The organism is Photobacterium minamisatsumaniensis, assembly GCF_050336695.1.
Lineage (GTDB): Bacteria > Pseudomonadota > Gammaproteobacteria > Enterobacterales > Vibrionaceae > Photobacterium > Photobacterium minamisatsumaniensis.
The window spans coordinates 308,407-326,040 of the sequence record NZ_JAKJSI010000010.1; the positions used below are offsets into that span (position 1 = coordinate 308,407).

Genomic DNA, 17,634 nt, shown 5'->3' on the forward strand with positions numbered 1-17,634 from the left:
TTTCAATCTAACGGAACAAACTTCAACTAATGTCTGCACAATGTAAGTTATTGTCAGAATTGATACAGAAATATAACCGTCTTTTGGCTGCCATCATTCGTAAACCACCATAGTTGATACATACTCGAAAAAAAAGATTGAAATTATCGACTTGAAAGAGACAATAACGACGAACCTTTTATATAGACACCATTATGACTGAAAAGCTCACTATTTTAGATATTGCCAAATTAGCTGGTGTAGGAAAGTCGACGGTTTCACGCGTACTGACCAATGATCCAAAGGTAAAACCTGAAACCCGTGAGAAAGTTGAGCGGGTGATCCAAGAGTCGGGTTATGTACCATCAAAATCAGCGCAATCAATGCGTGGCGGTAGTGCTAAAGTAGTCGGCGTTATACTCTCTCGCCTTGATTCACCGTCAGAAAATAAAGCAGTAAGTGGCATTCTCGATGTGATGTACCGCGAAGGTTATGATGCGGTGATTATGGAAAGCCAATTTTGTGCTGAGAAAACCAATGAGCACCTTGAGGTGTTAAAAAAACGCCATGTCGATGGGGTTATTGTGTTCGGTTTCTCTGGTTGTGATCTCAGCTCAATTGAAGCGCTAGGCAATAAAGCGGTCGTGATTGCTGTTGATACAGACACTATTTCGTCGGTTGATTATGATCATAAGGGGTTGATTGAGCTGGCAATGCAGCAGTTGGTTGAGCAGGGTAATCGCGCTATCAGTTATATTGGCGTTGACCCAAGTGACAAAACTACGGGCTTGATGCGTTTGAACGCCTATAAAGAACGTTGTGAAGCCTTAGGTATTCAGCCTCATTACCAAACAGGGCAACTGAGCTATGACAGTGCTTATCAAATTACTGATGATGTCCTGACTCCAGAGACCCAAGCTATTGTGTGTGCCAGTGATACCTTAGCGATGGGCGTTGCTAAGCGATTGCAGGACTTGGGGCGCACTGATATCAAAATCTCAGGGGTGGGAGCGACTGATCTGCTGTCTTTTATCTTCCCTAATACATTCAGTATTGATCCTGGCTATTATCAGGCCGGCTCTGCCTCGGCACAACTATTGATAAAGCAATTAGCTGGACAAGAATCGGTGACACACTTGATCCAACAACCGACCTCGTAATAGGGGAGATCCTCTCTTTATCACGCACAAATTGGTGCCTATTCGCACCAATTTGATTATCTTCATAAGTTCGCTAAGTATAATTAAGTTGTGAGCTACCTCTCGCGATGGGAATGTTCCCATTTTAATGCGGGTGAAATTTTGGGATTATTACATCATCAATTGGGAACATTCCCACTGGCGATTCATACAATATTCCTATTTTAATAACAATGGACTTCGGCATGAGTAAGATTAACCAACAGCAAGTTGACCGTTTGGTTGAGCTGATCGGTGGCAGCGAGAACATCGCAAGCGTTAGCCACTGCCTAACACGTTTACGCTTTGTTCTGGTAGATACTGAGAAAGCTGATATTAAAGCAATTGAAGCTATTTCAATGGTGAAAGGGTGTTTCACCAACGCAGGACAGTTTCAGGTCGTTATTGGTACTGAGGTCGATCAGGTTTATAAGATGCTAACGGCATCGACTGGTACTGCGACTGCAAGCAAAGAAGATGCGAAAGTGGCTGCTCGCCAGAATATGAGCTGGCTTGAGCGTGGTATCTCTCACCTAGCTGAAATCTTTGTTCCTTTGCTACCCGCGATTATTACTGGCGGTTTGATTCTTGGTTTCCGTAACGTCATTGGTGACATCCGAATGTTTGATGGCCAAACATTAACGGAGATCAGCCAGTTCTGGGCAACAGTACACTCTTTCCTATGGTTGATTGGCGAAGCGATCTTTTTCTTCCTGCCTGTCGGGGTCTGCTGGTCTACAGTGAAGAAACTCGATGGTACGCCCATTCTGGGTATCGTGCTGGGTGTGACGTTGGTGTCGCCACAATTAATGAATGCATACCTGATTGGCCAGCAAGTTCCTGAAACATGGGATTTTGGCTTGTTTGTTATCGAGAAAGTTGGTTATCAAGCTCAGGTGATCCCAGCGATGTTGGCAGGTGTTGCGTTGGCGCTGATTGAAACTAATTTGAAGAAAGTCATTCCAGCTTACTTGTACCTTGTGATTGTACCGTTTGTTTCTATCATTATTTCTGTAGTACTGGCTCACGCTTTTATCGGCCCGTTTGGTCGTATGGTTGGTAACGGTGTTGGCTATGCAGCTCAAGCTGCAATGACTGGGGATTTTGCGATACTCGGTGCGATGGTGTTTGGCTTCCTCTATGCCCCACTTGTTATCACTGGTATTCACCACACTACCAATGCCGTTGACTTGCAGTTGATGCAATCGATGGGCGGCACCCCAATTTGGCCTTTAATTGCACTTTCTAATATCGCTCAGGCTTCTGCTGTTGTTGCCATTATCATTATCAGTAAAAAAGAAAATGAGCGTGAAATTTCAGTACCAGCAGCAATTTCTGCCTATCTTGGTGTTACTGAGCCTGCCATGTATGGCATTAACCTGAAATATAAATTCCCAATGCTCAGCGCAATGATCGGTTCTGGTTTGGCTGCGGCTATCTGTGGTAGCGCAGGTGTGATGGCGAACGGCATTGGGGTTGGTGGTTTGCCGGGTATCTTATCGATTCAGCCGCAATATTGGTTGATTTTCCTTGTCGCGATGGCTGTCGCAATTGTGGTTCCGATTGCACTGACTCTGTTCATGTATAAGCGCGCTGAGGCAAAAGGTGAGCTAACAGAAGCAACAGCGTAACAACGTTTTACTATAGCCAGCAGCTTGCTGGCTAATTTACTGATTCAAATTTTAAGTGTGCAGGTTTATATGATGAAAGAGCAACTTGAATGGTGGCGTACCGCGACTATTTATCAGATTTACCCTAAAAGCTTTTGTGATAGTAGTAACAAAGGCACGGGCGACATAAAAGGGATTATTTCGAAGCTCGATTATCTGCAATTACTGGGTGTTGAGGCCATTTGGCTAACACCCGTGTATCAATCACCAATGATCGATAATGGTTACGATATTTCTGATTATTACGCGATTAACCCGCAGTTTGGCAGCATGGCTGATTTTGATGAGTTACTGGAAAAAGCACATCAGAAGGGCATCAAAATTGTCATGGATATAGTGGTTAACCATACCTCTACTGAGCATGCTTGGTTCCAGTCGGCCTTGGGGGACAAAAATAGCCCATACCGCGATTACTATATCTGGAAAGATCCAGTTGATGGCTGCGAACCAACCAACTGGCAGTCAAAATTTGGTGGAAATGCATGGGAATTGGATGAAGCAACTGGCCAATACTTCCTGCACCTTTTTGCCAAAGAGCAGGCAGACCTGAATTGGGAAAACCCAAAAGTACGAGAAGAAGTTAAAGACGTGATCAGCTTTTGGGCTGAAAAAGGCGTGGATGGCTTCCGCTTGGATGTGATCAACCTGATCTCCAAGCAGCAAGACTTCCCAAATGATGAGACTGGCGATGGCCGCCGTTTTTATACTGATGGTCCGCGAGTTCATGAGTACCTTCAAGAGATCAGTGAAGCAGTGTTCCAAAAATACGGATCGGTGACCGTGGGTGAAATGTCATCGACCACCCTTGAACATTGCCAGCGGTATTCCTCGAAAGATGGTAAAGAACTTTCGATGGTCTTCAATTTCCACCACTTAAAGGCTGATTACCCGAATGGTGAAAAGTGGACCAAAGCACCATTTGATTTTCATCAGCTGAAAAGTATCTTTAATCACTGGCAAACGGGCTTGAACGGTAATGGTTGGGGGGCACTATTTTGGTGTAATCACGATCAGCCACGGGTTGTGAGCCGTTTGGGCGATGATAAAAATTACCGCATCGAGTCGGCAAAAATGCTAGGGGCATCAGTACATATGATGCAGGGGACGCCATATATTTTCCAAGGGGAAGAGATAGGCATGACCAACCCAGCTTACACTTCTATTCATCAATACCGAGATGTAGAAAGTACGAACATGTATGACATCATGGTGAATGAACAGGGTGTATCAGAACAAGATATGTTGGCGATTTTGGCGCAGAAATCGCGTGATAACGCCCGTACGCCAATGCAATGGGATAGCAGCCAATATGCTGGTTTTTCAACAGCCGAACCGTGGCTTGAAGTGGCGGGAAATTACCCTGAGCTTAATGCCAAAGTGGCAGTGGCTGATGAGAACTCAGTATTCCATTTCTATCGCCAGCTGATCCAGTTACGTAAAGATATTGCAGTGATCACCGATGGTGATTATACGGATTTGATGCCTGAGCACGATCGAATTTTTTGCTACAAGCGTGAGTCTGAAAGCCAGATATTATTATGTATAAATAACTACTACGGTGAAGGCGTTAACTGTGAATTGTCTTCTGAACTTGATGTGCACCAAGGAGTTTGCCTGTTGTCTAACTATCCGAGTTCGATGGCTGTGGCCCAAAGTAACCTGTTTAACATGAAGCCTTACGAGACAAGAATTATTGTCATTACTAAGTAGCATGAACGCTAATGAAAAGGCGCCGTTTGGCGCTTTTTTATTAATTGAATTTCAACGGAAGAGATCATGATGCCATCGCCATATACCCCGGTGGCGGCGCAGTGGTGACTGCCTTTTTAAGGCGATAATATTCATTGATACGAGCATGGGCCTTGTCAACTTTGCCAGACAATGGGCGTGCTGCAGGATAGGGACGCTCACCCCAATAGAACTGATAGAAGGTTTCAAAGCTGCGAGCTATTCGATTGGGAGTCGACTCGCGAAGGCAGCTTTCGATCACTTTCCAAGCGGAGCCGTTAGGCGTTAAGTTAGGCTTAACCTTAGTAAAATATGCAGCTATCCACCGGCCCCGGTCGAGTGGTTTATTCAGATATATTCCAATGGCTGTATGGGATAATATGCTCATTAACTCATCGGCATTGGTATTGAGTTCTTGTTGAGTTTCTAAAATATACTTCAAAGGAGTCATTGTTCATCCTCTCACTTTATCTTCATTAAAGAAGACAGACCTTATTGGTAATGATTAACATATATTGAAAGCTGATATTTAATTCTTATTTGTATACTGATAATTATCCTCATAACTATATTAAAGAATATAAATTGGTTAATATGCTATGACGATTTAATCGGTAACGATCAATGTTTATATAAGTGTTATTGCTTTCATTACTACATGGGAGTATTCGTTCACCTCAATTTCAGATGGCATCTTTTGCGTTTCTTTTTTGATAAGAGAGATATTAAAGTCTTTAATATCAGGGTAATGCGTTTTTAACGACATTCTGATTATGTCACTGGCTCTAAGCGGATGGTCGGAGGAATAATGAAAGTTGCTATTTGCCATTTTCACCTGAAAATTAAATGTTTCGAGATTACGCGAAGCTTGAATAGAGACATCAATAAAAGCAGGGAAGTAATAGGCGTAGACAGTTAATTCTGTATGAGTGCCAGATTGTTCTCTTACTTGGATGTCTCTTATTTCGACTGACCCTTTTGTTGCAATATCATTAGACACCAATAACTCTTCTACAGCGCTTGCGCGAGATTTTGAAAAATCGGTAACAAGTTTGTAATTTCTGCTACCTATACAGGTGGAATAGAGTACTGAGTTTTCTGACTCAAATACTTTTACGACTGTTGATTCCATTGTTTCTTCTCATACATGGTGATTTAAACGCTATACAGCGAGCCTATTGAGAGGAAGAAGTCAGCCTTCTGAACCTTATTCATTAATGCGAGTTTCAAAGTAGCATGATTTTTGGAGGTAAGATGTTCATTTTTTTATAACACTATATTTAGAATAACTAACGTGAATAATAGTGTTATTTATGCATCAAGAAGAAAGGAGTATTTGGTCTGATATAGTGTTAGCGGTCATGTATAGAAGTAATATTTTCAAAGGTAAAACTGACTATGAAACGGAACAGTCAGTTTTACCTTTTTAGACGATTACTCTTGGGGTGCGAATAATGGCTTAGACGGTTGGTACTTGCGAAGCCAATAACCAAATAGCCAATACAAAGAAGATCAGACCCATAAACTTGTGCTGGTTAGTACGGAACTTCTCGTTTTTCAGCAGGGGCTGGCCGAGGCTGCCAATCATGGTAACCAAGAAAAGGTTGAATAGCAGGCCAAGTACGTTTAGTAGCAAACCCAGTACCAGCATTTGCTCACCTGAGGTTGCCGTTGTTTGAGTAGATACAAACTGGGGCAAAAACAGTACAAAGAAAATCAGCGCTTTCGGGTTTAGCAAATTACTTATCACCGCACGGCGGTATAGCGTGGTTGCAATACTTTTGCTTTCTTCAACATCAGGCGCATCAGATGGTTGGGTACGCATACAATCCCACCCCATCTTTAGTAGGTAAGCACCGCCGAGTACACGTAATACTTGCAACGCAATTGGGTTCATGGCGATCAATGCTGAGACTCCCATCGCAGCAAGCAACGTTAAGATAATGCCAGAGGTTGCATTACCAAGGCTTGCAAACACGCCGACCTTTTTACCATAGCTAAGGCTAGAGCTGACAATCAACAACATGTCTGGGCCTGGGATCAGTAAAAGGGCAACAACGGCGGTTAAATATACAGGGAGAATAGTTAGATCGATCATCACAATAAGCTGGTTAATTTACAAGGAGCTGGATTCTAGCGGTAAATGCAGATCAAATGAACTGTTTTGCTGTTATTGGGTGGAATTTGATTCCGCATTTACAATAAAGTGTGGTTTGGTGTTCTGATGTTGTGTAACACTTAACCAGCGATGGGTGAATGTTAAATCGAATGCCATTATTTATTACAACCATCCAATAATAACTTCAGCAGGTTTGCAAAAAAGGCAAAAGGCAAAAGGCACAAGTGAAAAGTGCTACAATCGGTCATAGCTTATTTTCTCGATAGCCTGACGATTTCTATCGGTACCTATATTCTAARATCTTATTATTTGCTAGAGAAACAAAATGATTAGCTGGCTACATGCACCTGAAAACCCATTGATTTCTAAATATATAGAGTGCTATTGGTTTTTAGAGCGAACACCTGACAACGATGGTTCACAATACCCTAAGTTGAACCCCGATCCCTGTGCACATTTAATCATTGCCCCTGAGGTGCAAGATTATCATTACGCATTATCGGATAGTACTCAGCAAGGGCAAGGTAGCCATTGGCTATGTCCACATAGCCAGACTTATCAGATGGATCATTCAAAGCCGTTTGTGATTTTAGGGATTAAGTTTCATCCCGGTGCATTATATGCGCTGGGCATTTCTGCTACGCAGCCAGCTTGTGATCAAGTCTATGATCTTGTATTGAGTGATTTATTTGATGATGAATTATTCAATAGCGAAAAATTATTTACGAATGCTCGTACAAACCCAGTACTGTGCCAGACTCAGCTAGAGCACTACTTGATCCCGCTGCTTGAACAGGCTAAACCAGATAGGCACAGTGAACTTGTTCATCAGGCGCTGCCATTATTAAATGATACTCCCATCTCCCAGCTCGGAGATTTGCTGCATTGTTCGCAACGTACCTTAGAACGTAGTTTCCTGCGGGTAACAGGTATCACCCTCAAACAGTGTCAGTCGATGAACAAGTTAGATGCATTACTGACGTCGCTGTATCAGCAAGAGGCAAAGGACATTGACTGGACGAATGTCGCGCTTGAATTTGGTTTCAGTGATCAACCGCATCTTATTCGGTATCTTAAAAGCAGTATCGGGGTAACACCCAAGCAATATGCCAAGCAGCGTGATTTGGTCGTCGATGTCTACGGAGGCGTAGAGTCGATTTGATATTGTCGTTTTTGTTCAATCTTATTGATTTCGATGTCACTAATATCTGCTTTTAGAACGAGGGCGGCACACTAGCACCGCTCAACGATAATGAATGAAAGTAGAGCACAATGAATAAAGTAATTAGACCATATCAAGCAAACGACTTAATAGATTTACTCGACGCATGGGAAAGAGCATCAAGAGTTGCGCACCCCTTTATGACGGAGGCTTTTTTTGAACAAGAACGCCATAACATTCCGAACCTCTATATTCCGAATGCTGACACTTGGGTGGCCGTTGCTGAGGGTAAAGTTGTCGGGTTTATCGCGTTAATTGGTAATGAGGTCGGTGGTATTTTTGTTGACCCAAGCCTACATGGTAGCGGTTTGGGTAACGCCTTGATGAATAAAGCACAATCGCTACACGGTAATTTAGTCGTACAAGTATTTAAAGAGAACAGTATTGGCCGCCGTTTCTATGACCGTTATGGTTTCGAGTTTGTCGAAGAAAGCACTTGGGAACAGACGGGTGATACTTTGTTAAAGTTAGCTTTCACTGCTAAATAAAAGAAGCCTTCCTGTGCTTAACGAGGAAGGCTCTTTGTTTAACTTATTTTACTTAACCCTGCTTATTTAACCAAAGTCACCTGAGATATAGCGGCGAGTCCGGTCATTATCAGGCGAGTTGAAAATCTTGTTGGTTTTACCAAATTCTTGTAGCTCACCGAGGTACATAAATCCGGTGTAATCAGAAATTCGCATCGCTTGTTGCATATTGTGCGTCACAATCACAATGGTGAACTTTTCCCTTAGTTCGGTAATTAAGGTTTCGATGGCAGCCGTCGCAATTGGGTCAAGTGCCGACGTCGGTTCATCCATCAGGATCACTTCTGGCTCGAGTGCAATCGTACGTGCAATGCATAAACGCTGCTGCTGACCACCTGATAGGCCATTCGCATCGGCATTTAGTTTATCTTTAACTTCTTCCCATAGGTGGGCACGCTTTAGCGCTGATTCGATACGCGCTGTGATCTCCGCTTTAGAGAATGTTCCCTGTACTTTTAGACCAAACGCCATATTGTCATAAATTGACATGGGAAAAGGCGTGGGCTTCTGAAAAACCATACCGACTTTAGAACGAAGCTCATTCACATCAGTATTAGAGAAAATACTCTTGCCATCCAGCAGTATTTCACCTTTAGCATGCTGCTGGCCGTAAAGGTCGTAAATGCGGTTCATGGTGCGAAGTAAAGTTGATTTACCACAACCAGAAGGGCCAATTAAAGCGGTTACCCGATTTTTGTATACCGGCATGGATACAGACTTCAACGCCGCTTCCCCACCTTTTTGGTAGTAGAAGTCGAGTGCTTTAATTTCCATACGATGGGTTGGGTTTGCCGCTACTTCAGTAGTTGAAGCATCCATGGCACCTGTGTCTATCGACATACCGTTAATTGTTGCGTTATCGAATGTTTGTACTGTTGCCGTGTTCATGATTTTCTAGCTCTCAATAGTTGCGGCAACGTGGTCGCCAATACGTTAACAATCAGAATAAAAGTGGTAATGATCAGTGCACCAGCCCAAGCGAGCTCTTGCCATGAGGTATATGGGCTCATCGCAAACTGGTATATCGTGACTGGCAGGTTCGCCATTGGCTTACTTAAGTCAGTTGTCATGAAACTACTGTTTAATGCTGTAAACAGTAGTGGTGCCGTTTCTCCAGAAATACGCGCAACAGAAAGTAAGATTGCCGTGATAATCCCCGGTGCAGCAGCGCGGTAGCTAAGTTGGGTGATGACTCGCCATTTTGGTGAGCCCATACCGCTACCCGCTTCTTTCAGTGTCGGCGGTACGAGACGTAGCATTTCTTCAGTGGAAGCAACAATGACCGGCAGTGCTAGTACAGCTAAAGCTATCGCACCTGCCCAGCCTGAATAGCCACCCGTCGGTACTACAATTATTGCGTAAACAAACAAGCCCACCAGAATGGAAGGTGCACTCATTAACATACCATTTAAGAATCGCAGTGTTTCTGCGGTCTTGTTGTTGTCATCGGCTTCAGCAAGCCAGGTTCCTGCTAGTACCCCGACAGGAGCCGCAATTAATATGCCTAGTACGGTGAGCTTCAAACTGCCGTAGATGGCATTTTTTAAGCCGCCTTCGCTACCTGGCCCCGGTGTGATCTCGGTAAAAACAGCCAGACTCATGCCCTTGATACCTTCACCGACTAATGTGTAAAGGATCGATGCCAATACAAACACCCCGAACCCTGCAGACAGGGTGCAGAATGACAGGAATAGGTAGTTCTTTATTTTTCTAGCATTCATGAGGACTTCCTCAATAGGCGACGAGCAAACCCCATCACAAAGAAAGTAATGATAAATAACACAACGCCAAGGCCAATGAGCGAAGCGATGTGCATAGGGTTTGTTGCTTCATTGAATTGCTGAGCAATAGTCGATGAAATCGAGCTCGCTGGCATAAAGAACGACATTTCGATACGGCTTGCTCCACCGATAACGAAGGCGACTGCCATGGTTTCACCCAGCGCACGGCCTAGGCCTAAAATACCAGCACTTACTGTGGCATTTTTCACTTTCGGTAACAGCACTTTGGTAATGACTTCAAACGGTGTCGCACCCGTACCATAAGCGGCTTCACGCAGCACATTGGGTACAGACCTTAAAGCATCGCGGGTCAATGACGTCATGATAGGTAAAATCATGAAAGAAAGAATGATCCCGGCACTGAGTAAGCCTATCCCAATTGGTGGACCATTAAACCAATTGCCAATTAGTGGGATGCCGGTTAAATGCATACCTGCCCACATTTGGAAGCCTTCTGAGAACCAAGGTACGAACACAAATAGGCCCCACATACCATAGATAATACTTGGGATGGCAGCCAATAATTCAATTGCCTTACTGACGGGTGTACTCACCCATGTTGGGGTTAATTCAGCAAGGAAAATAGCCGTGCCTAACGCGATAGGGCCGGCAATGACAATAGCGATGACAGAGGTTACCAGTGTGCCGTAGATAGCCGCCGCAGCACCAAATTCACCATTTATAGGATCCCAGATATTGCGGAATACAAAACCTGGACCGAATTCTTTGAATGCAGGCCAGCCGCCTTCAACCAAAGAAAGAACAATCCCCGCAAGGGTGATGAAAATAATTAAAGCACTGGTGAAGCTCAGCTTATTGAAAACTGAATCGCCATTGACTTTATGTCTAAAAGTTAGTGTTGTCATAATGGTAGTTCAAAGCCTCTACGCTTAGCAGAGGCTTAATTAAAGTCACTTTTGTGGTTTCAATGAGTTTGGATTTACTTAGTAACGATCGCTTGACCGTTTGATTTAAGGCCTTCTTTCCATGTCTCGTTAACCATGTTCACCACTTTTTGCGGCATAGGGATGTAGTCAAGTTCAACGGCGTACTCACCTTGGGTGTAGCTCCACTCGAAGAAGTCGATAATCATCTGTGCTTTATCGGTATCAGCTTGATCTTCATGCATCAGGATGAAAGTCGCAGCAGTCATTGGCCAAGAGTCAGCACCTGGCTGGTTGTTCAGTAGTAGGTGGTAACCCGGTGCATTTTCCCAATCTGCGTTTGCCGCTGCTGATTGGAACGTCTCCATTGTTGGCATTAAGTATTTGCCTTCGCTACTTTCCATTTGCGTATAAGCAAGGTCATTTTGTTTCGCAAAGGCATACTCAACATAACCAATCGCACCACGGGTACGGTCTACAAAGTTCGCCACACCAGCATTGCCGTTACCGCCAATTGTTGTTGCTTTGCGAGGCCAAGTGATGTCTTTACCGACACCGATGTTTTTGCTCCATTCTGGGCTTACTTGGTCTAGGTATTCAGTAAAGTTGAATGTTGTGCCTGAGCCGTCAGAACGGTGTACAACATAAATAGGTTGGCTAGGCAGCTCTAAACCTTCGTTTAGTGCAGCAATTGCAGCATCATCCCATGACTTGATGTTGCCAAGGTAGATATCAGCCAGCACTTCACCCGTCAGTTTCATGTCACCAGCATCGATGCCCGGTAAATTGATAACAGGAACTATTGCGCCCATTACCATTGGAAATTGCAGCATTTTTTCTTTTGTCAGCTCTTCGATAGTTAAAGGAGCATCTGTCGCACCAAAATCAACCGTCTTTGCTGTGATTTGACGGATACCACCACCAGAACCAATCGCCTGATAGTTAATTTGTATGCCCGTCTCTTTGTGATATTGCTCAGCCCATTTTGCATAGATTGGGTGAGGGAATGTCGCACCAGCGCCATTGATTGTTGTGTTGGCAGAAGCACCAAAAGAGGCGGCAATCAGTACAGATGTCACTAGAGCTGACTTGATTAAATTCACGATATATCTCCGATATCATAACCATAAAGATGGGCTATCCGAGGTGTTGCGCGTATCCTCGAATAGCCCAGTTTAGTTTTGCGTTCAAACAAACTAAGGATTTGAAATAAATTCAAACCGTCAACTGGTGTTGGCCAATTGACGATTCGGAGATTAGAAATTTAATGTGACAAAAATATTAAAGAAATACGAAAAGGGCATATGTGTGAATAACAATTATATTAATCAATGTTTGATTGATAATAAAACTTCACGGAATGGTACATTATTCTCGTTGCTGGTATTAATTAACTCCATTAGACTTAGCTCATGAATATGCTTATTACTTTTAATATATACCTCGTTTACGGATTGGCTTTTTTTGCTATATTTTTTGCGATCCTTTTTCAAGATTTAAGCAAAAGCCGGATACGAATTGCTGAGGCACTTCCAATACTTGCAGTATTTGGTTTGATCCATGGCTTACATGAATGGTCTGAGCTGTACCTTGAAATGTATGAGCATGAGTACCGTCTAACAACAGCGCTTCACACCTTTCAAGTGATCAAGCTGTGGCTCTCATACATAGCCCTTGGCGCGTTTGCGTGGAAAATGCTAGATATCACGCGTTGGCACTATGTGCTATGGGTTAAGCGATTCGCTGTAGTCGTTATTCTGATGTTCTTTGTCAGCCTTTTTGTGCGTTATGGATATGATGATTACACTGCTTATTTAAGAAATACCGCCAACCAAATACGTTGGATATTTGGCTTAGGCGCGGGTGTTTTATCAGGGGTTGCCATCTATAGTTATGCCAATGAACTAGAGACAGAAGGGCATGGTGCATCGTTGCCGTTTAAAATGACGGGAGTAGCGTTAATCTGTTACGGATTTAGTGCTGGCGTATTGCTAGTTGAACTTGGGTTATGGGTACTGTTCGTACGTACACTTTGTGCTACTGCGATACTGGTCTCTTTATGGTATGCATTGCGTATTTTCGACCAAGAACGCAATAGTCAAATTGAATCGGCATTGCAGCAATCATTACAATATGCAAAGTTGAAAGAGCTTGGTGAACTGACATCAGCGGTTGCTCATGAAATTAAAACACCGCTGAGCAGTGCGATGATGAGCTGTGATTTGCTTGAACATCATTTACCAGAAAACGAGCTGCATCAACGCCAATTAGATCGTATTCGTTATGGGCTTGAGCGAGCCGCAGAGATTAGCCATGAGGTACTAAACTATGCTCATCATCGGCCAATTAAACGTGACGATGTAAAACTGTCTTCAGCCATAAAATCAGCCGTGTCACTCAACCAATATCGATTAGAGTCATTTACACTTACCGAAAATTTCGATGATAATTTACATGTATTAGGTGATGCGGGTTTATTGGAGGAGGTTTTTACGAACCTTTTAGCGAATGCAATTGATGCATGTACACAAGAGCAGCGCATTAGCATTGCGAGTTATCAAGATAAATTAAACGCCATTATAGCGATATCAGACAGTGGCTGTGGCATCACTGAGGATGTCATTGAAAAAGCGACAAAACCATTTTTTACCACCAAACCGAAAGGGGAGGGTACGGGAATGGGGCTCGCTATCGCTAAACAAATTGTGTTACAGCATAGCGGTGAATTAGTTCTCTATAACACTGAGCAAGGGCTCACCGTTGAAGTTAGGATACCAAGGAAAATGTCATGACGTTAAAACTCCTGCTTGCTGAAGATGATCAGCAGTTACGCGAGGTACTTGTTGAAGCCTTATCATTAGAGTCTTTCGAAGTGACGGCTTGTACGAGTGCAGAAGATGCACTTGATGCTGCGGCGAATCAGCATTTTGATCTCGCACTGTTTGATGTTGTTATGTCGGGGATGACGGGTATCGAGGCCCTGACAACGCTTAGGCGTCATCACCCGAATATTGGCATCATTATTACCACTGCATTTGCAACCGTGGATGTGGCTGTTGATGCAATGAAAAAAGGCGCGGATGAGTTTTTGACGAAACCGTTTAATCTTGCGGCACTGTCTGTCACTTTAATGCGGGTTCATGCTGAGCGCTCTCCAAAATCGGTTTTAGATGAACGTAATAATGATCTTATTTTTAGTGCTTTATCGAATCCCATTCGACGTTCTGTTGTGAAGCAGTTAAAAATCCATCGTAAGATGAAATTCATGGATTTATGCCGAGTTGTGGGTATAGAAGATCATACCAAGTTTAACTTTCATTTACGGCAGTTAGTTAACAGTGGTTTAGTTTGTAAAGGTGAAGGTCGAGTTTACTCTTTAACTGAAACGGGCTTACAAGTACATTCTGGCATGCTGCAATAGTTTTCTACTTATCTTTAACTTTCTTAGTAATTTTACATATCTCGTCATTCCACGATATAAAAAACAAATTTACCGATTTCATAGCGTTTGATATCGGTTTTTGCTTACATTTATTTACACTTGACGGAGGCGTTAAATCGATCTGATAAATTTATTTATCAGAATGAGAATAAAACTGATGAGGATATTTATCTGGATTTTTTATTAAAAACTAAATCAATAAAAAGTGTCGAATATAAAACTGTTAATTAAAAATTGTATATAATTAAATGCTATCCGGATTGGAAGTTGATTATTATCAATCATGCTATAGGTAATAAAAAATTAAAATAACACCTAAGAGTTAAATGTATTAATCAGCCATTTTTAACAATCTTAGGAAGTGAAATATGAAGGTATCTGTACCGACCGAGCATTTTAGTACAGGGAGTAAGGTTATGCATATTGTGTCAGCTATAGCATTTATAGTTGCCATGATCATCATGTTGTTTGAACCTATCCCTGATTCATTTAGTTTCAACCTTCACCAATCGCTGGGTATGTTGGTACTTGTTCTTTTTGCTGCCCGCATAGCATGGATTAACTGGGTTGGTCAGCCACCAACACAAGGAACACAGGTACAGAAATTCATTGCTCATTCCGCCCACCTTGCCATGTACGCTATTTCACTAGGCATGCCATTATCAGGCTTACTGATCACCTTAGCGAAGGCTAAAGATACCGTTGTATTTGGTATGTTTACCATTTCTGGTTTTGCAGAAAGAAACTCAGGGCTTATTGAATTCGCATATCAAATTCACTCATTTTTAGAAATCTTCTGTTATTTACTGGTTGCTATGCACTGTGTCGGCACTATTTATCACCAAGTTGCTTTGAAAGACGGAACACTGGCTCGAATGATGGGAGTGAACAAGAATGCTTAAGTCTATTACAATGAAAAAAAGTGTTGTTTTAGCACTTCTATCTGGCGTTGCGATGAATGCTCACGCATATAACATGAGCAATGAAACCGTTGAGTCGGATATTGAGTGGGATAATATTCCAGTTATTGAAAAGACAATGTTTTTCCCAGGTTTAATTACCTATGACTGGATTAACTCGCCAGAGCATAAAGGCACGCAACGTCCAGATTTTGAATCAAAAACCTGTACCAGCTGCCATAGCGGTGAAGAAAAAGGCTTGGGTGAGCAACTCATCAAGCATGACCGTCTGGATAAAATGGCGGGTAAACCGGGGTCGTTGGATGTTGATTTCCAGTTCGCTAATGACGACGAGCATCTTTATGTTAAAGCAACGTGGGAAACCCAATCACCATACCCAGCGCGTTTGCATGACACCTTATTATTTGAAGGTGGCAAATGGACCATTATTGGTGGCGACCGTGGTAAAAACCCGTATACCCCAATTTATGAAGACCGCTTCTCTATCATGATTGATGATGGCAGCGTTGATGAGTTTGCCCAGCAAGGTTGCTGGATGTCGTGTCACCGTGGTATGCGCGATATTGGTCAGGCAACAATGCGTGATGTACAAGCTCTTGACGTGATTGGTTTTGGGGGCCTTGATCAGAAAGACATCCGCAAATACCTACCAGATACACGCACAGAGCGTTACGGCGTAAACTGGGACAAGTTGAAAACCCGCGAAGAAATCGACCAGCTGAAAAAAGACGGCAAGTTTGTTGACCTTATGCAGTGGCGTTCGACTCGTTCAGCACCGACGAATAGCGCTGATGATGGCTATGTATTGGAATACCGTTTAAGCGATGCGGGTAAAACAGTATTTACGTGGAACTTCGATAGAAAAGCGGGTCTGCCAAAATACATGTTTGATAAATCAGTGACTGGTTTCTATGCGCTTAACAAAGAAGACTTTAACGATCTGAACAAGAATATTGCACTAATCGAAGGCGTGAATACTATGCCATACGATGCAAGCAAAATTAAAGAAGGTCAGTATCTACAAGGTCGATTGAACCGTGAAGGCGGTGGTTCTGCGGGTGATAACAATGAAATTCACTCTGAATGGAAAGACGGTAAATACACGCTTATCTTCAAGCGTAAGCTAGATACCGGTAATCCAGAAGATGACAAAATCATGGAAGTGGGCGGTACTTATGATTTCAATATCGCGATTCACGATGGCGAAACAACCACGCGTTTCCACCATGTGACTTTCCCGTTTACTGTCGGTATTGGTGATGGCGCAGAAGGTGATGTAGTCAGTCAAACCGTTAGGTAATAGTGACTCAACTTACTCACTAACCTTGTTAAATTGATTAAGGTAAATCCCTCGAATTCATTCGGGGGATTTTTTTATCTAAACTTAGTTTACAATTTTTAGCCAATATATTCGGGTAACTAAATCAGGGGCACCATGATGGAGAAAGAAAAATACTACGCAGAACACGATAAGGACAAACAGACGTATTTTGTCGAGTTGGAAACAGGCTATCAGGCCGAAGTTAATTATCAAGCTGATGGTAATGTGCTGACGCTCAATCGCTCTTATGTGCCTGAGGCGCTGCGAGGGAAAGGTTATGCGGGAATTATGATGGAAGCGGTGTTGCAAGAGATTGAACGAGATGGATATAAAATTATCCCGACTTGCAGCTACATAGTTTATTACCTTGAGCGTCATGAAGAATGGCAGCATTTAATGCAGCGTTAGTTATTAATTCAATGCATAATATCAGCCTACATAGTCACCTGTTATGGTGAGCCTTATTTGTTTTTCACAATCAGTAGGACTAGAGAATGGATGTTCAGCGCATAAACCCAACGGCTCGTTGGTCAGATGTCACGATTTTTAATGGTATGGCGCATTTTGTTGAAGTGGCCGAGGCTGATACCAGCGCTGATATGGCTGGGCAGGTTAGTCAGATATTTTCGCAAGCAGAAGAGATGTTAGCGAGTGTAGGGAGCGATAAATCGAAGCTTGTTTCGGTCACAATTTACGTAACCGATTTTGCCAACTTTGATGCACTAAATGTTGCATGGGAAGCATGGTTACCTGAAGGCTGCGCACCAAGCCGCGCCTGCGTAAAAGTGGAATTAGCCAATCCTGATTTGCTGGTGGAAATGGCGTTTGTCGCCGCAGCTGGGGCTGAATACCAAAAGGTGTAG

At 43.0% G+C, this 17,634-nt stretch carries 18 protein-coding genes; 11 read left to right on the plus strand and 7 right to left on the minus strand.

Features of this window, described 5'->3' with window-relative positions; genetic code table 11:
• Positions 1-194 precede the first annotated feature (194 nt).
• The 3 genes from treR to treC all read left to right on the plus strand — a co-directional run bounded on the left by treR (position 195) and on the right by treC (position 4,537).
• Complete coding sequence (gene treR / locus L4D78_RS01760) at positions 195-1,139, plus strand: trehalose operon repressor TreR (RefSeq protein ID WP_428465342.1); 945 nt, start codon at positions 195-197, stop codon at positions 1,137-1,139.
• A 224-nt stretch (positions 1,140-1,363) separates the two neighbouring features.
• Positions 1,364-2,788: a PTS trehalose transporter subunit IIBC gene (gene treB, locus L4D78_RS01765; protein ID WP_428465343.1), complete on the plus strand. Its 1,425-nt coding sequence runs from the start codon at positions 1,364-1,366 to the stop codon at positions 2,786-2,788.
• A gap of 69 nt (positions 2,789-2,857) precedes the next feature.
• Entirely contained in the window at positions 2,858-4,537 is a 1,680-nt protein-coding gene (gene treC / locus L4D78_RS01770; protein WP_428465344.1) for an alpha,alpha-phosphotrehalase, read from the plus strand.
• A gap of 64 nt (positions 4,538-4,601) precedes the next feature.
• On the opposite strand, the gene L4D78_RS01775 is transcribed toward treC, so the two are convergent.
• From L4D78_RS01775 to L4D78_RS01785, 3 genes are all read right to left on the minus strand, one after another.
• Entirely contained in the window at positions 4,602-5,006 is a 405-nt protein-coding gene (locus L4D78_RS01775; protein ID WP_428465345.1) for a hypothetical protein, read from the minus strand.
• Positions 5,007-5,183: 177 nt separating this feature from the next.
• The gene (locus L4D78_RS01780; protein ID WP_428465346.1) at positions 5,184-5,687 is read right to left on the minus strand and encodes a hypothetical protein; all 504 of its coding nucleotides are present in this window, start codon (positions 5,685-5,687) and stop codon (positions 5,184-5,186) included.
• Between the two features lie 327 nt (positions 5,688-6,014).
• Positions 6,015-6,653 carry a LysE family translocator gene (locus tag L4D78_RS01785; RefSeq protein ID WP_428455539.1) on the minus strand — a complete coding sequence of 213 codons (639 nt, stop codon included), beginning with the start codon at positions 6,651-6,653 and terminating at the stop codon, positions 6,015-6,017.
• A gap of 346 nt (positions 6,654-6,999) precedes the next feature.
• Between L4D78_RS01785 and L4D78_RS01790 the strand changes: the two genes are divergently transcribed.
• Positions 7,000-7,836: a helix-turn-helix domain-containing protein gene (locus tag L4D78_RS01790; protein ID WP_428465347.1), complete on the plus strand. Its 837-nt coding sequence runs from the start codon at positions 7,000-7,002 to the stop codon at positions 7,834-7,836.
• 110 nt (positions 7,837-7,946) lie between these two features.
• Positions 7,947-8,384, plus strand: coding sequence for a GNAT family N-acetyltransferase (locus L4D78_RS01795; protein ID WP_428465348.1), 438 nt, complete (start codon positions 7,947-7,949; stop codon positions 8,382-8,384).
• Between the two features lie 66 nt (positions 8,385-8,450).
• Here the strand turns inward: L4D78_RS01795 and pstB are convergent, their stop codons facing one another.
• The 4 genes from pstB to pstS form a co-directional block, all read right to left on the minus strand.
• Positions 8,451-9,311, minus strand: a complete 861-nt coding sequence (gene pstB / locus L4D78_RS01800; RefSeq protein ID WP_428465349.1) for a phosphate ABC transporter ATP-binding protein PstB — start codon at positions 9,309-9,311, stop codon at positions 8,451-8,453.
• Positions 9,308-10,144, minus strand: coding sequence for a phosphate ABC transporter permease PstA (pstA, locus tag L4D78_RS01805; protein WP_428465350.1), 837 nt, complete (start codon positions 10,142-10,144; stop codon positions 9,308-9,310). The genes pstB and pstA overlap by 4 nt, the downstream gene beginning before the upstream one ends.
• The gene (gene pstC / locus L4D78_RS01810) at positions 10,141-11,070 is read right to left on the minus strand and encodes a phosphate ABC transporter permease subunit PstC (protein ID WP_428465351.1); all 930 of its coding nucleotides are present in this window, start codon (positions 11,068-11,070) and stop codon (positions 10,141-10,143) included. Before pstC ends, pstA begins: the two co-directional genes overlap by 4 nt.
• Before the next feature lie 74 nt (positions 11,071-11,144).
• On the minus strand, positions 11,145-12,191 hold the full coding sequence (gene pstS / locus L4D78_RS01815) for a phosphate ABC transporter substrate-binding protein PstS (protein ID WP_428465352.1): 1,047 nt from the start codon (positions 12,189-12,191) through the stop codon (positions 11,145-11,147).
• Between the two features lie 309 nt (positions 12,192-12,500).
• On the opposite strand from pstS, the gene L4D78_RS01820 reads away from it, so the two are divergent.
• The 6 genes from L4D78_RS01820 to L4D78_RS01845 all read left to right on the plus strand — a co-directional run bounded on the left by L4D78_RS01820 (position 12,501) and on the right by L4D78_RS01845 (position 17,634).
• Positions 12,501-13,880: a sensor histidine kinase gene (locus tag L4D78_RS01820; protein WP_428465353.1), complete on the plus strand. Its 1,380-nt coding sequence runs from the start codon at positions 12,501-12,503 to the stop codon at positions 13,878-13,880.
• A complete protein-coding gene (locus L4D78_RS01825) occupies positions 13,877-14,509 on the plus strand; it encodes a response regulator (RefSeq protein ID WP_428465354.1) in 633 nt (210 codons plus the stop codon). Before L4D78_RS01820 ends, L4D78_RS01825 begins: the two co-directional genes overlap by 4 nt.
• A 389-nt stretch (positions 14,510-14,898) precedes the next feature.
• Positions 14,899-15,432, plus strand: a complete 534-nt coding sequence (locus tag L4D78_RS01830; RefSeq protein ID WP_428465355.1) for a cytochrome b — start codon at positions 14,899-14,901, stop codon at positions 15,430-15,432.
• The gene (locus L4D78_RS01835) at positions 15,425-16,750 is read left to right on the plus strand and encodes an ethylbenzene dehydrogenase-related protein (protein ID WP_428465356.1); all 1,326 of its coding nucleotides are present in this window, start codon (positions 15,425-15,427) and stop codon (positions 16,748-16,750) included. Before L4D78_RS01830 ends, L4D78_RS01835 begins: the two co-directional genes overlap by 8 nt.
• A 135-nt stretch (positions 16,751-16,885) precedes the next feature.
• Positions 16,886-17,179 (plus strand): GNAT family N-acetyltransferase, encoded by a 294-nt coding sequence (locus L4D78_RS01840; RefSeq protein WP_428465357.1) that lies wholly within the window; start codon positions 16,886-16,888, stop codon positions 17,177-17,179.
• An 86-nt stretch (positions 17,180-17,265) separates the two neighbouring features.
• Positions 17,266-17,634, plus strand: a complete 369-nt coding sequence (locus L4D78_RS01845; protein ID WP_428465358.1) for a RidA family protein — start codon at positions 17,266-17,268, stop codon at positions 17,632-17,634.